This is a genomic window from Paenibacillus amylolyticus (assembly GCF_001570725.1).
GTDB lineage: Bacteria > Bacillota > Bacilli > Paenibacillales > Paenibacillaceae > Paenibacillus > Paenibacillus amylolyticus_A.
Map to the genome: position 1 here is coordinate 673966 of NZ_BCNV01000001.1, position 13184 is coordinate 687149.

Consider the following 13184-nt stretch of genomic DNA (forward strand, 5'->3'; position numbering starts at 1 on the left):
GGGCTCGGAGAGGTTGCACAATCCTGACACCTGTAGTTTGTGATGCTATGGTTGAAGTTATGTGTGGAAGGATTCGTTAAATAGCGCAAGAAAGTTTCTTTCGTTATAATACAGATATAGTTTGGAAGGAGTTGTACACTTGGACACAAAAATTTTACACACACTGGAATATCGCAAAATTTTAAATACATTGCTTAGCTATGCCCAGACCACGATGGGGAAAAAGAAAGCGGAGCAACTTGAACCGATCAGTGAACTTGAAGAAGTGAAACGGTTGCTTCAGCAAACCGATGAAGCCTTTACATTTGATCGCTTGAAGGGCTCGCCGTCTTTTGGGGGAATTGTAGATATTACGGCCTCCATCAAACGTGCTGAAATTGGAGGAACGCTTAACCCTCACGAGCTTTTGGGAATATCCAATACGACCTTTGCTGCACGACGATTGAAACGTCTGATTGCCACTCTGCATGAAGATGAGCCCATCGAATCCTTGTTTTATATCAGTGATCAACTGTCAGAGCAAAAGACGCTTGAGGATGCCATCAAAATCTGTATCGACGATAATGCAGAAGTTGCTGACAGTGCAAGCGTAACGCTGGCGCAGATTCGTCGTGAGCTGAGAGGCGGAGAAGCGCGAATTCGCGAGAAGCTGGATTCCATGATTCGATCCTCTACGGTATCTAAGATGCTGCAGGATCAGCTCATCACGATCAGGGGAGACCGTTTTGTTATCCCGGTGAAAGCCGAATATCGTTCGTACTTTGGTGGGATTGTGCATGATCAATCCGGTTCGGGTGCAACATTGTTCATTGAGCCGGAATCCATCGTTGCAATGAACAACAAATTGCGCGAGACCCGTATTCGGGAAGAGCGCGAAATAGAAATTATTTTGCAGAAATTGACGGCACTTGTCAGTGAACAGGGAGAATGGCTGCTGTATGATGTCGACTTGCTGGGATCGCTTGATTTTATCTTTGCCAAGGCACGTCTGGCTCGTGAACTGAAAGCAACGCTACCACGCATGAATGACCGCGGATTCATCAAACTAAAAAAAGGCCGTCATCCGTTAATACCGATCGAAAACGTGGTTCCAATTGACATTGAACTGGGCAATGATTACACATCCATTATCGTGACAGGCCCGAATACGGGTGGTAAAACGGTAACGCTCAAAACGATTGGATTGCTGAGCTTGATGGCCATGTCCGGTTTATTTGTTCCCGCAGAAGATGGAAGTCAGCTATGTGTATTTGATGCGATCTATGCGGACATTGGGGACGAACAGAGTATTGAGCAAAATCTGAGTACTTTCTCAAGCCATATGACGAACATCATTCGCATTCTGAAGAACATGACGCCAAAAAGTTTGGTATTGCTCGATGAACTTGGAGCAGGAACAGACCCGGCTGAAGGGTCCGCACTGGCGATCTCCATGCTGGAGCATATGCACCGGACGGGATGTCGCATGGTTGCAACCACCCACTACAGTGAACTGAAAGCATACGCATATGAGCGCAAAGGTGTCATTAATGCCAGCATGGAATTTGACATTAATACACTGAGTCCGACATATCGCCTTCTGGTGGGTGTACCTGGACGAAGTAATGCATTTGCCATTGCAGAGCGACTGGGACTGCCGGGTTACATTCTCGACTACGCCCGTGGCGAAGTGAAGGAAGAAGATCAACGGATCGAGCACATGATTGCTTCTCTTGAAGAGAACCGTCTTACGGCTGAACAAGAGCGTGAGAAGGCCGAGAGCTTGCGCCAGGACATGGAGAAATTACGCAGTCGTCATGAGACGGAACTGGAGAAGCTGGAACAGCAGCGTGATCGCCGGATTGAAAAAGCAGAAGAGGATGCACGCAGCATTGTGGACAAGGCTCGTGCCGAAGCGGAGAAGATTATCGCAGATCTTCGTCTGTTGGCTATGGAAGAAGGGGCTTCTGTTAAGGAGCACAAACTTATTGCCGCTCGCAAACAGCTGGATGAAGCTGAACCGGAGAAGCGCCGGAAGACTGTCAAAAAGACGGCAACAGCACCGAAGACGCGTGCCATCGGTCCTGGTGATGAAGTGCTTGTCTATAGTTTGAATCAAAAAGGTCATGTTGTGGAGATGTCTGGTAGCAAAGATGCGATGGTGCAGCTGGGGATCATGAAAATGAAAGTATCCCTGGATGACCTGGAACTGCAGCAATCGGCTCCCGCAGCCAAACCGAAGCAGAAACCGGTAACTGGCATGAAGCGCACGCGTGATGACAACGTGAAGAGTGAACTGGATCTGCGTGGTACCAACCTGGAAGAAGCCCTGATGGAGACAGACCGTTTCATTGATGAAGCTTTCCTCGCCAACCTGGGCCAAGTTTATATAATTCACGGTAAAGGTACAGGAATTTTGCGTTCCGGTATTCAGGATTACCTGCGTAAGCATAAACATATTAAAAGTTACCGGCTGGGCAATTACGGAGAAGGCGGAAACGGTGTGACCGTCGCAGAATTGGAATAGCCGGACCATGAATCAATGATATTCTGCGGCCTTATGCATGAAGGTCGCAGATGGGGAGAGGGGAACGGTGCGTGAAAGAAAGCATTGACCAATTGCTGTCTCATCCCTTGGGGATGGTGCTCGGTTTTTTCTCGGTAGCGATTATGGAGCTGCTTGTATTTCTGGCTTGCTTCGAACTGGTGACCAAATATAAATGCTGGACGGAGATCAAGAAGGGCAATGTGGCCGTTGCGATGGCCACTGGAGGCAAGATTTTCGGGATCTGCAACGTACTGCGTTTCTGCATACAGGCTAAATCTTCGGTGTATGAAGCCATGACGTGGTCGTTTGTCGGATTTATTCTTTTGCTCGTTGCCTATTTTTTGTTCGAATTCCTCACACCCGTATTCTCCATTGATAAGGAGATCGAAGCGGATAACCGAGCTGTCGGATTGATATCCATGATTATTTCCGTCTCGTTGTCGTTTGTTATTGGCGCGAGCATTATCTAGGGGGACCGGTCATGAAAATACTGATACGGATTCTGTTTGCGGCATCGATTGTTTTTTTTGCCATCGGTGTCATCTATGTAATGAATACATGATTATATGAAAGAGAAAGGTTGATCAATATGGAAACAACAGTATGTCCTTGGTGTCAGACGGAGATTGTATGGGATGAGGAGCTCGGTCCTGAAGAAGAGTGTCCTTATTGCCACAATGAGTTAAAAGGATACCGTACGTTGAACATTAACATCGATGATGAAGAGAACGATGAAGCTGAGGACGACATCTATGATGTAGACGATGTAACGAACGAGAAACAGACTACGGATCTTTCTGATCTGTGGGGGGATGAAGTCGAACTCAAATTGCCGGAGTTACGAACGTTAACCAAATACGCAGATGAAGGTAATGATCTGTTTCAGTATGAACAAGGTGTACAGCAGCAACTTGATCATCAGGAAGAAGTACCAGAGTGCCCGAATTGCCGTGAATTCATGATTCTCGCAGGTACACAAGCCGCAACACAGGATAACTTCACACCAGTTGCTAACGCTGCTTCAGGTGAAGGGTCACTATTGTCAACACCATTCAAGGTGCTAACCTATGTGTGCTCTGGATGTTTCCAAGTTCAATACAGTCTGTCTGAGGATGACCGTCTACGTCTGATTCAGAATCTAAGTGCGCAGAAATAAGCATTTCCGAAGATTTAAACTAATTTCAAAGCAATCCTGAAGATTCATCATGTTTTCCTCCTGCTTGGGGCACGTTAACCCTGAGACCTACCTGTGTACAGTTCATTTCAGGTGGATAAAGGAGGAGCAGATGAAGATTACTTTAGGCCGACAATCCATTCTGCTTTTGGGCGTGAATGGATTGTTTGCGTTAGCTGGAGCATTGTCGGGAACCTTTTTGAATGTGTTTCTGTGGAAAAGCCGTCCGGATTATGCCATGTTGGGTTGGTTCACCATCAGTCAGCAACTGGCTATTGGACTCACGTTCTGGCTGGCTGGCAAATGGGTCAAGGAACACAATAAAATGAGTGCATTACGTCTAGGTACTGCGCTGTCTGGCCTTTTCTATATGATTGTCCTCTGGGCGGGTTCCAACGCTGTAGACTGGATTTGGCCTCTAGGCATACTACTGGGTTGTTCGCTTGGGCTATTCTGGATCGCGTTTAATGTCGTGTATTTTGAAATAACGGATCGGGCAAACAGGGATCTATTTAATGGCTGGGTGGGGTTACTTGGCTCAATGACAGGAATTATAGGTCCATGGTTCTCTGGTCTGGTTATTACCCGAATGACAGACAACACAGGATATCGCTTTATATTTACAATATCACTCGTCATTTATGTCATAGCGGTAGTCTTTAGTTTTTTTCTCAAAAAAAGAAAGGTAAGCGGTACATACCGTTGGTCGGAGCCTTGGACACAGATATCCAAACCGGATAGTCCCTGGAGAACCTTGGCTTTGGGTTTATTCGCTCAGGGCGCTCGTGAGGGTGTCTTTGCCTTTCTGATTGCACTGCTTGTCTACGTGGCTACAGCACAGGAGTACAAATTGGGACAGTTTTCACTCATCACCTCAGCCGTGGCACTTGTAAGTTATTGGGCAGCGGGGAAATGGTTTAAACCGCAGTATAGATCAAGAGGTATGTTCATCGGAGCCCTGATTCTTCTGCTTGTGCTCCTTCCTCTACTCTGGAAAGTCACCTTTGGTACGCTGTTAATCATGGGGATTGGGAGTGCTGTTGCAATGCCACTATATGTATTGCCAATGATATCAGCGGGATTCGACATGATGGGCACGAGTGGCGAAAATGTGGAGAAAAGGGTTGAACTTGTCGTTTTGAGAGAATTATGCCTGATGCTCGGCAGGCTTTTTGGATTGGCCGTATTTATTGTAACGGTCATGAATGCTCCGTCTCTACGCATGTTAACCTGGCTTATTATTGTCCTAGGTGCTTTTCCGTTAATCGGCTGGATCTTTATGCACAGATTATTGAACCGAACGGAAGGTCAGGAGCCCTCGGCTTAGAGGACAGTCAATATATCGGGGGTTCGTAACCAAAAGGGTACAGATCCGGGAAAGAGATCACTTTCCTGGCACTGTACCCTTAATTATTTATAACGCATGCATAGCTTATATACAGCTCAAATCGGATGTTATACGGGAGATGGTTTACTTGTACGTGTGAGTGAGAATAGATCCATATCAGGGTTCTGCTTGCCAGTTATGGCATCTGTAATCAGGGAAGCAGCAATCATACTGTACACCGTCCCGTTGCCTCCATAGCCTTCCACAAAGTAAGAATGCGGATAATCGGGATGTGTACCGATCAGTGGCAGACCATCATTCGTATTACCAAACACGGCACCCCAGGCATAATCGACTGCAAGACCATCTAAAGGGAAATAGGAACGGACCTCTTCCAGAAGTGTATCTCCCCGGTGTTTTGCCCGAATTTCACGTTGATCCTCCCGAGGTATTTCTTCATCCAAACCACCTGCGATGATTCTTCCATCCGGAGTTGTTCGCATATACAAATAGGGGCGTGCGGTCTCCCAAATCATGCTGTACTCATACCATTCCTTAAGATCAGGTAGCGGCTTGGTAGCAATCGCATAGGTCGTTTTCAGATAGGCTCCGCGATCCTTTTTGATATCCTGTGTCTCGTAACCGGCAGCAAATATGACTTTGCTGGCACGGATCTTACCGTTAGAAGTGTGGCATACTACACCATCTTCATCGTATTCACAGTGTATCATTTCGGTCTGACCATAGATTCGGGCCCCAAGCTTATTGGCTGATTCAAATAAGGCATGAACGAATCGATAGGGGTTCACTTCCGCATCTCCCAGTGTATACAGTGCAGCTGGTTTACTGAAGGGGAAATGTGTTTTGATTTTGTCGGCATTCCACAGTTCGGCTTCAAAGCCGTAGTGCTTCAGCGTTTGATATTCTTCCTCCAATAGACTCACATCATCTTCACTGCTTGCAAAGCAAAGACTTGTTCGTGGAATAAACCAAGGATCCGTATCCAGAGTACCTGCAATCTGAGTAAGTTGTTTCATGGCTTCCCGGCAAAGTTCATAAAAACGTACGCCTTTGGCTTCACCAAAGGTATGAATACATGAGGTTAGGGTCTTGTCATTCGTGTATTGCAAAAGACCTGTATTGGCAGAGCTGCTACCTTGGGCAATATCTCGCTTATCAATAACAACCGTGTTAACACCTTTCTCTGAGAGCAGTTTCGAAGTCAGAGCGCCCCCCATACCACCGCCAATGATGAGGCAGTCACACGAGATGTCTTCTCGAAGAGCAGGATAATTAAACGTTGAATTAAAAGTGGAAGGCCAGAACGGTGTGCCATAGACCAGATCCATTAGAAACATCTCCTTTATGATTTTAAATTTGTATACTTTTGTGTGACCGGGCTAACAATAATTGCGCATAAACTTTATGCCGAGGAGGCCATCGAAACATGCAGAATCAAGCTATGCAAGCGTTGAGTCCCAAGGAATTGAACTACATTGCGGACTCGATTACCAATGAAGAGCTGCTGATTAAGCAGTGTGCAGCCACCGCTTCCATCACACATAACCCACAAATTCAACAGGCACTGAATCATTATGTTCGCTCACATGAACAGCATCTGAATACCCTTGTCAATGCGCTGCAGCAACATCAATCTCTTGCCCCAGCGCAAGTTCAGTAATCGAAGTCAATTCTAACTGTATAGGAGGAAAACGCATGTATTCTCAATCTTTATCATCTAATGGCGCTTTTATGCAGGAGCAGGATCTGCTGAAGTCGATTCTTGCAGATTTAAGACGAACCTCGCGCGAATATACGACTGCGACAACGGAAGCTTCCTGCCCCATGACACGTCGAATGTTCACAGATTTAACAAATGACACCCTGAGATTACAAGGGGAACTGTTCAATCTGATGCAGCAAAACAACATGTATTCTGTCTCTTCCAAGGCACTTCGTCAGGATGTGGACAAGCAAATTCAGTCTGCACACCAGACGCAACAGAAGTGTCAGCAATTCATCCAGGAGAAGAATACGCAGAACAGTTCATATAGCCAAGCTCCTAATGTGCCTCAGCATCAGCCGAATTACGGTAACCCTTATTACATGTAACCTGTGGAAATGAGGTTTGAAGCACTTGGCTAACCAAGACCATACCACCGCTTGCCTGAATTCAGGGCAGGCGGTCTTTTGTCTTTGCATCAACGTTAAATTCATGTAATATAAGTATTAATTCATTTTCAGGAACCTGGATGACGCTGGAGGGAAAACCATGAAAGATTTGAACGATCTGCAATTAAAAGTGCTGGATCTGCTGAAGGAAGACGCGAGAAGGACTCCCGCACTGCTGTCGACGCTGCTGGGGGAGTCGGAAGACAAGATCAAGAACGCCGTGGCACAGCTTGAACAAGACCACGTCATCGTGAAATACGCAACCGTCGTGAACTGGAGCAAAATAGATGATGAGAAAGTAACGGCCCTGATTGAGGTGCAGATCACGCCGGAGCGTGGTCGTGGCTTTGAAGGGATTGCCGAACGCATTTATCTCTATCCGCAAGTGAAATCCGTATATCTCATGTCAGGTGCATACGATCTGCTCGTTGAAGTAGAAGGTGGTAACCTGCGTGAAGTCGCTAACTTTGTGTCGGAGAAACTGTCTCCGATTGACTCTGTACTTTCAACCAAAACGAATTTTATTCTTAAAAAATATAAGCAGGACGGGATTATCTTTGAAGACCATCAGGAAGACAACCGTCTCATGATCTCGCCGTAAAGGAAGATGTGTCATGATAGTGAATGAACAGACAACCGGGAACAACAAGAAAATGACATCTTATCTGGCACCCCTCGTGCAGCAGATACCTCCATCCGGAATTCGCAAATTTTTTGATCTGGTTGGAGACAACAAGGATATTATCACATTGGGTGTGGGTGAACCCGATTTTGTTACACCTTGGCATATGCGTGAAGCCTGTGTATACTCGCTGGAAAGAGGTATGACCAGCTACACATCCAACGCAGGCATGCCGAAGCTGAGAGAAGCCATCAGCGATTATCTCGATACTCAGTTTGATACTAAATATGATCCCAAGGATGAGATTATTGTTACCGTGGGTGGCAGTGAAGCAATTGACCTTGCTTTGCGTGCATTAATCGTACCTGGCGACGAGATTCTTATTCCTGAACCTTCGTACGTGGCTTATTCACCAATCGCCTCCATCGGTGGCGGTATACCCGTCGGTGTTGAAACTTATGCGAAAGATCAGTTCAAGTTAACGGCCGAAGCACTTGAAGCTGGCATCACACCGAAGTCAAAAGTGGTTATTCTGTGTTATCCGAGTAATCCTACAGGAGCCATCATGACGTATGAAGAGTGGCTGCCTATTGCTGAAGTGATCAAAAAGCATGATCTGATTGTGATCGCTGATGAAATTTACGCTGAATTGACGTATACGCAAAAACATGTTAGCTTTGCAGCTATTCCTGACATGAAGGAGCGGACCATTCTCGTAAGCGGATTTTCCAAGGCTTTTGCAATGACAGGTTGGCGGATCGGGTACATGTGTGGTCATCCTGAGCTTATTGCAGCCATGCTCAAAATCCATCAGTATACGGTAATGTGTGCACCGGCCATGGGTCAGGTTGCTGCGCTTGAAGCATTGACGAACGGTTTGGGTGAGAAGGACCGAATGGTAGAATCGTATAATCAGCGCAGACGTTTGATTGTGCAGGGATTCCGGGATATTGGACTTGATTGTCATGAACCTCAAGGCGCATTCTATGCATTCCCGAGTATTCAAAAGACGGGCATGAGTTCCGATCTGTTTGCTGAGCGATTGTTAACCGAGAATAAAGTTGCTGCTGTTCCCGGCAATGTTTTTGGACCTCAAGGTGAAGGCTTCTTGCGCTGCTCGTATGCTACTTCTGTAACCCAATTGAATGAAGCATTGGAACGAATCGGAAACTTTGTTTACAAAGTGCAAAAAGAGGGTTAATACTAAAATAGAAGTATAGAAAAACTGTGGCATTGTATTATTGGAAAAAAATAACTTTCTTTTACAAAATATTGTGATATAATTTCAATTTGAAATAAGTTTTCATATATTTGGAAACCATTTTTCCAAGGAGGGGTTGGCTTTGTTTTGTGTTGAATATGATTTACCGACTAATCGTGGGCACTATCTGGCAGAAGGCGATCATGGCGACCGATGGTCGGTGAAACCTGATAACGCATCTTTGCATGACATTTCCTTGGAAGATGAGATTCATATGCTTCGTCGCAAGATGGAACAGATCTTCCTCGAAGAGAAATCATTCACATCCGATATTGTAATTGAAATCAGCAGTTTGCTGGATTTAAAGATTAATGAATACATGAAGGCTAACCCGATTAAAGGAAAATAACGTTTTCGCTGGATTGAAACGTTTCATTTTATTGCGTTAGAAGGAAGACCTGAGAGGGTCTTCTTTTTTGTGTGCATAGCAAGGGTGATCCCCTGATAAGACAGGTTATTTTTTTGCGTGGAACAATTGTGATATATTGGACGTAGGAGACTAAAGGGGGAACTGGAATGAAGAGATTTTGGGGGCTTACTGCGATCATTTCTATCGTTTTTCTGCTTGCGGGTTGTGGTGGTAAAGATGGTTTTTCCATTTTCATCATTGATAACCAAGGAAATCCATCTGTAATCTCAGAGCAGTTGCAGGCTAATTTGCAACAAAAATTGGGCGAGGAACCCAAGGTGGAAGTGATCACCAGTGCGATGTATGATGTTCAGAAAATTATGGTAGAGTATGCGGCTGGTGGACATGATATCTTCATTTTGCCTGAAGCCGACATGAAACAATATGGAAGCAATGGCTCCAACATTCCGCTGGATGATACCTTTGATCCGAAGAAGTTTGAGCGGGGTGTATTTGAAGGCGGTGTATTGGTGGAGAAAGGTGAGGGAGATGACGGTTCAGATCTCAAGCAGGAATCACATCTTTACGGCATTCCGCTCGAAGACATGAAGATGTTTAAAGATGTAGAATATGCTGCGAGTAATTTGTTCGCCACCATTCCGGTGTCCACGTCCAATGTCGAAGAATCCAAGAAAGTGCTGAAGGCGCTGACAGAGTAAAGAAAATACAGAATGGCTATGGAAGGAGGGAAGCGGATTGTTGATTACGGTCACAGGCGGCATAGGTAGTGGTAAAACCCGGTTTGCCCTCAATTACGCAGCCGGGATTAGCCGGGAGGGCGTATATTTATCCACTGGTGATCATGATCCCGTTATTCCCGAATTGCCATCCGCTCATTATCGTGCCATTCATGCCGGGAACGGTCAGCAACTGACAGAGGTGATCACCCAGATTAATCGGGAATCCAATCTGTTTTTGGCGGATCAGCGCATTGTAATTGTAGACAGTCTGACCTCATGGATGGCTGCCGGTTTCAGGGCAACAGATGATCTGAATCATCAGCGTTCAGAGACTCAGCTTTTGCTCGATGCGTTGTTGTCTTATCAGGGGAAGTTGCTTGTGATTACCAATGAAATGCATGGTACATTGCATCCTACCGAGGAAGAACGGATATTTACAGCAAGAATGGCCTCGGTTAACCGGATGCTGCAGATCCATGCTGAAAAGATGTACATGCTGGTATCCGGTCTGGCTATTGATCTGAAAAGTCAGGAAATGCGGTATGAAGACGAACGGTAACGAGATGACATAAACGGGTGATATGAAGAAGCCTCCTCGACCACGATCATGGTGGCAAGGAGGCTTTATTTATGAAGTCTATCCTTTTTTTATTTCTGCTTTTTGCTACGTCTGATCCACCAGATGATACATCCGATGACAATGATGGCCAGAATGACGTACACTACAATGGAATAAACGTCCATAAAGTGTAAAATGCTCTCCCATGATGCGCCAAGTGCAGCGCCAACGGAGACAAGAATGACATTCCAGATCAGTGTACCAATGGTTGTAAAGAGAAGGAATAAACCAAATTTCATGTTGGACATGCCTGCAGGAATGGAGATGAGACTACGGACGAGGGGAACCATTCGACAGAACAATACGGTCCACATGCCATATTTGTCAAACCATGCATCGACACGGTGAATATCTTCTTTTTTGATGCGCAGAACATGTCCCCAGCGTTCCACAATTTTCTCAAGGCGTTCGACGTCAATGAGGAGTCCGATACCATAGAGTAACACTGCACCAAGGACGGAGCCGATGGTAGCGGCAATAATTACACCTGGAAGGGTGAGACTGGTATAGGTGGTCATGAACCCGCCAAACGGCAAGATGATTTCGGATGGAATCGGGGGAAATACGTTCTCAAGAGCAATAATGAGTGCAATGCCTATGTAGCCGTATTGTTCCATGAAATCGGTTATCCAGTTTTGCATAATCGTCTCCTTTACTTTTGGTTTCCAAAGATTTGTCGTATACTCGGCAGAGCACACCAATTCTTATATACGTGTAAAGCGATAGACTGGTTTCTGAAAAAATGGCATTCCCGTATTCATTATTATAATAACAATTGGAGGGATAACAATGGGTATATATACACGAACAGGTGACGAAGGACAGACTTCGGTCATCGGTGGACGTGTCATCAAGGATGATGATCGAGTTGAGGCGTATGGCACGATTGATGAACTGAACTGTTTTGTCGGTCAGGCGATCAGCCTTATTGACTCTGCTCAGGGAGAATTCGAAGATCTGCGTGAACATCTGCTGGAAGTTCAGCAGGAACTATTCGATTGTGGGTCCGATCTGGCTTTCGTTAAGATTAGTGAAACCAAATATAAGGTAAGAGATGAAATGGTCACGCGTCTGGAACAATGGATCGACCAGTATGATGCTGAGAATCCAAAAGTGGAACGATTCATTATTCCTGGTGGCAGTCAGCTATCCTCTGCTCTACATGTGTGCCGTACGGTATGTCGCCGTGCAGAGCGTCGCACCGTAACACTTGGACAACATACAGATATTAATCCGTCTGTACGACGGTATCTAAACCGACTGTCTGATTATTTCTTCGTGGTTGCACGGACGGCCAACGCGAGACAACAGGTGGCGGATATTGAATATGTGCGGAGCAAAAAAGTCTTCCGCCGCAAAGAATGAGCCACTACTATTCGCCCATTGTCTACACGGTGACCGAGCAAGAAGATGGCTGGCTGCTGAAGACCGTGCTTCAGCGCCGGCTGCTGGTGTCGCGCAAGCTTTTGTCCAAAATCAAGCTGACCGAACAAGGTGTCATGTTAAATGGAGAGCGCGTGTATATTAGCGTCAAGGTAGCTGCGGGTGATGTCGTTGAAGTTCGGATGGAGCAAGAGGAATCGGATGATATTTTGCCTGAACCTATTCCCTTTACTGTTCTGTATGAAGATGAGCACTTGCTTATTGTCAACAAGGATGCGGGCATCATCGTTCATCCGACACATGGACATTATACGGGTACTTTGGCAAATGGCGTTGTTCATTACTGGAAAACCAAGGGCGAACGCTTCCGGTTCAGACCGATTCATCGACTTGATCAGGAAACGTCAGGTGTGCTCGCAATAGCCAAGAACCCTTATGTGCATCAGCATGTGTCTGAACAGATGATTGCGGGAACGGTGGATAAGAAATATATTGCGCTTGTACACGGAAGCCCTGTTCCGAAAGAGGGCGCAGTGGATGGTCCGATTGATCGTGATCCTGAAGAGCCGCATCGCAGAATCGTTACACCTGATGGCTACGCTGCAAGAACGTTGTACACGACCTTAACACGTTGGGCAGAAGGCAGCGCCAGTGCAGTAAGTCTTAAGCTGGAAAGTGGCAGAACCCATCAGATCAGGGTACATATGACTTCCATCGGCTGCCCGTTGATCGGTGACCGGATGTACAAGACACTACCTGTGCACGAGATCGATGAGCAGACCATAGCTGTTCGGGATGAAAGGGACAGCTGGATCGAACGCCAGGCCTTGCATGCCTGTGAGCTGACGTTCGAACATCCCATTCTACAGGAACGTATAACGTTCCAGGCCCCTTTTCCAGCAGATATGGCTGCGCTGGAGCAGCGTTTGAATGATGAGGCAGCTCCCAGAGAAGAACTGTAGGAAGCTGCGCCGGGGCGTTTAGTTCTAAACCCTGTTTCACAGGTACCT

15 protein-coding genes are annotated in these 13184 nt (G+C 46.1%); 13 read left to right on the forward strand and 2 right to left on the reverse strand.

From position 1 onward, the window contains the following. The first annotated feature begins 139 nt into the window (after nucleotides 1–139). The 4 genes from PAHA3_RS03210 to PAHA3_RS03225 all read left to right on the forward strand — a co-directional run bounded on the left by PAHA3_RS03210 (nucleotide 140) and on the right by PAHA3_RS03225 (nucleotide 5028). A complete protein-coding gene (locus tag PAHA3_RS03210; protein WP_062833444.1) occupies nucleotides 140–2506 on the forward strand; it encodes an endonuclease MutS2 in 2367 nt (788 codons plus the stop codon). Between the two features lie 50 nt (nucleotides 2507–2556). Further along, entirely contained in the window at nucleotides 2557–2997 is a 441-nt protein-coding gene (locus PAHA3_RS03215) for a DUF350 domain-containing protein (protein WP_082762702.1), read from the forward strand. Nucleotides 2998–3116: 119 nt separating this feature from the next. Then, nucleotides 3117–3683 carry a hypothetical protein gene (locus tag PAHA3_RS03220; protein ID WP_062833446.1) on the forward strand — a complete coding sequence of 189 codons (567 nt, stop codon included), beginning with the start codon at nucleotides 3117–3119 and terminating at the stop codon, nucleotides 3681–3683. Nucleotides 3684–3813: 130 nt separating this feature from the next. Continuing rightward, nucleotides 3814–5028 carry an MFS transporter gene (locus tag PAHA3_RS03225; RefSeq protein WP_062833447.1) on the forward strand — a complete coding sequence of 405 codons (1215 nt, stop codon included), beginning with the start codon at nucleotides 3814–3816 and terminating at the stop codon, nucleotides 5026–5028. Between the two features lie 128 nt (nucleotides 5029–5156). Here PAHA3_RS03225 and PAHA3_RS03230 read toward each other — a convergent pair whose 3' ends face one another. Next, nucleotides 5157–6377 carry an NAD(P)/FAD-dependent oxidoreductase gene (locus tag PAHA3_RS03230; protein WP_062833448.1) on the reverse strand — a complete coding sequence of 407 codons (1221 nt, stop codon included), beginning with the start codon at nucleotides 6375–6377 and terminating at the stop codon, nucleotides 5157–5159. A 98-nt stretch (nucleotides 6378–6475) separates the two neighbouring features. On the opposite strand from PAHA3_RS03230, the gene PAHA3_RS03235 reads away from it, so the two are divergent. The 7 genes from PAHA3_RS03235 to PAHA3_RS03265 all read left to right on the forward strand — a co-directional run bounded on the left by PAHA3_RS03235 (nucleotide 6476) and on the right by PAHA3_RS03265 (nucleotide 10731). Then, nucleotides 6476–6709, forward strand: coding sequence for a hypothetical protein (locus PAHA3_RS03235; protein ID WP_062833449.1), 234 nt, complete (start codon nucleotides 6476–6478; stop codon nucleotides 6707–6709). 35 nt (nucleotides 6710–6744) lie between these two features. Continuing rightward, nucleotides 6745–7140, forward strand: a complete 396-nt coding sequence (locus PAHA3_RS03240) for a spore coat protein (protein ID WP_062833450.1) — start codon at nucleotides 6745–6747, stop codon at nucleotides 7138–7140. Between the two features lie 160 nt (nucleotides 7141–7300). Next, the gene (locus PAHA3_RS03245) at nucleotides 7301–7801 is read left to right on the forward strand and encodes an Lrp/AsnC family transcriptional regulator (RefSeq protein WP_024628343.1); all 501 of its coding nucleotides are present in this window, start codon (nucleotides 7301–7303) and stop codon (nucleotides 7799–7801) included. 13 nt (nucleotides 7802–7814) lie between these two features. Beyond that, the gene (locus tag PAHA3_RS03250; RefSeq protein WP_062833451.1) at nucleotides 7815–9023 is read left to right on the forward strand and encodes an aminotransferase class I/II-fold pyridoxal phosphate-dependent enzyme; all 1209 of its coding nucleotides are present in this window, start codon (nucleotides 7815–7817) and stop codon (nucleotides 9021–9023) included. Nucleotides 9024–9210: 187 nt separating this feature from the next. Continuing rightward, nucleotides 9211–9432, forward strand: a complete 222-nt coding sequence (locus PAHA3_RS03255; protein WP_176872852.1) for an aspartyl-phosphate phosphatase Spo0E family protein — start codon at nucleotides 9211–9213, stop codon at nucleotides 9430–9432. 167 nt (nucleotides 9433–9599) lie between these two features. Further along, entirely contained in the window at nucleotides 9600–10151 is a 552-nt protein-coding gene (locus PAHA3_RS03260) for a hypothetical protein (RefSeq protein WP_062833453.1), read from the forward strand. Nucleotides 10152–10188: 37 nt separating this feature from the next. Continuing rightward, nucleotides 10189–10731: a bifunctional adenosylcobinamide kinase/adenosylcobinamide-phosphate guanylyltransferase gene (locus tag PAHA3_RS03265; RefSeq protein ID WP_062833454.1), complete on the forward strand. Its 543-nt coding sequence runs from the start codon at nucleotides 10189–10191 to the stop codon at nucleotides 10729–10731. Between the two features lie 89 nt (nucleotides 10732–10820). Here the strand turns inward: PAHA3_RS03265 and PAHA3_RS03270 are convergent, their stop codons facing one another. Next, nucleotides 10821–11432 (reverse strand): DedA family protein, encoded by a 612-nt coding sequence (locus PAHA3_RS03270; protein ID WP_062833455.1) that lies wholly within the window; start codon nucleotides 11430–11432, stop codon nucleotides 10821–10823. Nucleotides 11433–11580: 148 nt separating this feature from the next. Here PAHA3_RS03270 and PAHA3_RS03275 point away from each other — a divergent pair, with 148 nt between their 5' ends. Together PAHA3_RS03275 and PAHA3_RS03280 are read left to right on the forward strand one after the other, a co-directional pair. Continuing rightward, nucleotides 11581–12156 carry a cob(I)yrinic acid a,c-diamide adenosyltransferase gene (locus tag PAHA3_RS03275; protein ID WP_036610088.1) on the forward strand — a complete coding sequence of 192 codons (576 nt, stop codon included), beginning with the start codon at nucleotides 11581–11583 and terminating at the stop codon, nucleotides 12154–12156. Beyond that, on the forward strand, nucleotides 12153–13136 hold the full coding sequence (locus PAHA3_RS03280; protein ID WP_062833456.1) for an RluA family pseudouridine synthase: 984 nt from the start codon (nucleotides 12153–12155) through the stop codon (nucleotides 13134–13136). The genes PAHA3_RS03275 and PAHA3_RS03280 overlap by 4 nt, the downstream gene beginning before the upstream one ends. The last annotated feature ends 48 nt before the right edge of the window (nucleotides 13137–13184 follow it).

Excerpts from the sequence above, each read along its gene's own strand:
- PAHA3_RS03215 (WP_082762702.1), top strand. The coding sequence starts at position 2,557 with ATGGGGAGAGGGGAACGGTGCGTGAAAGAAAGCATTGACCAATTGCTG.
- PAHA3_RS03220 (WP_062833446.1), top strand. The coding sequence starts at position 3,117 with ATGGAAACAACAGTATGTCCTTGGTGTCAGACGGAGATTGTATGGGAT.
- PAHA3_RS03225 (WP_062833447.1), top strand. The coding sequence starts at position 3,814 with ATGAAGATTACTTTAGGCCGACAATCCATTCTGCTTTTGGGCGTGAAT.
- PAHA3_RS03230 (WP_062833448.1), bottom strand. The coding sequence starts at position 6,377 with ATGGATCTGGTCTATGGCACACCGTTCTGGCCTTCCACTTTTAATTCA.
- PAHA3_RS03235 (WP_062833449.1), top strand. The coding sequence starts at position 6,476 with ATGCAGAATCAAGCTATGCAAGCGTTGAGTCCCAAGGAATTGAACTAC.
- PAHA3_RS03240 (WP_062833450.1), top strand. The coding sequence starts at position 6,745 with ATGTATTCTCAATCTTTATCATCTAATGGCGCTTTTATGCAGGAGCAG.
- PAHA3_RS03245 (WP_024628343.1), top strand. The coding sequence starts at position 7,301 with ATGAAAGATTTGAACGATCTGCAATTAAAAGTGCTGGATCTGCTGAAG.
- PAHA3_RS03250 (WP_062833451.1), top strand. The coding sequence starts at position 7,815 with ATGATAGTGAATGAACAGACAACCGGGAACAACAAGAAAATGACATCT.
- PAHA3_RS03260 (WP_062833453.1), top strand. The coding sequence starts at position 9,600 with ATGAAGAGATTTTGGGGGCTTACTGCGATCATTTCTATCGTTTTTCTG.
- PAHA3_RS03270 (WP_062833455.1), bottom strand. The coding sequence starts at position 11,432 with ATGCAAAACTGGATAACCGATTTCATGGAACAATACGGCTACATAGGC.
- PAHA3_RS03275 (WP_036610088.1), top strand. The coding sequence starts at position 11,581 with ATGGGTATATATACACGAACAGGTGACGAAGGACAGACTTCGGTCATC.
- PAHA3_RS03280 (WP_062833456.1), top strand. The coding sequence starts at position 12,153 with ATGAGCCACTACTATTCGCCCATTGTCTACACGGTGACCGAGCAAGAA.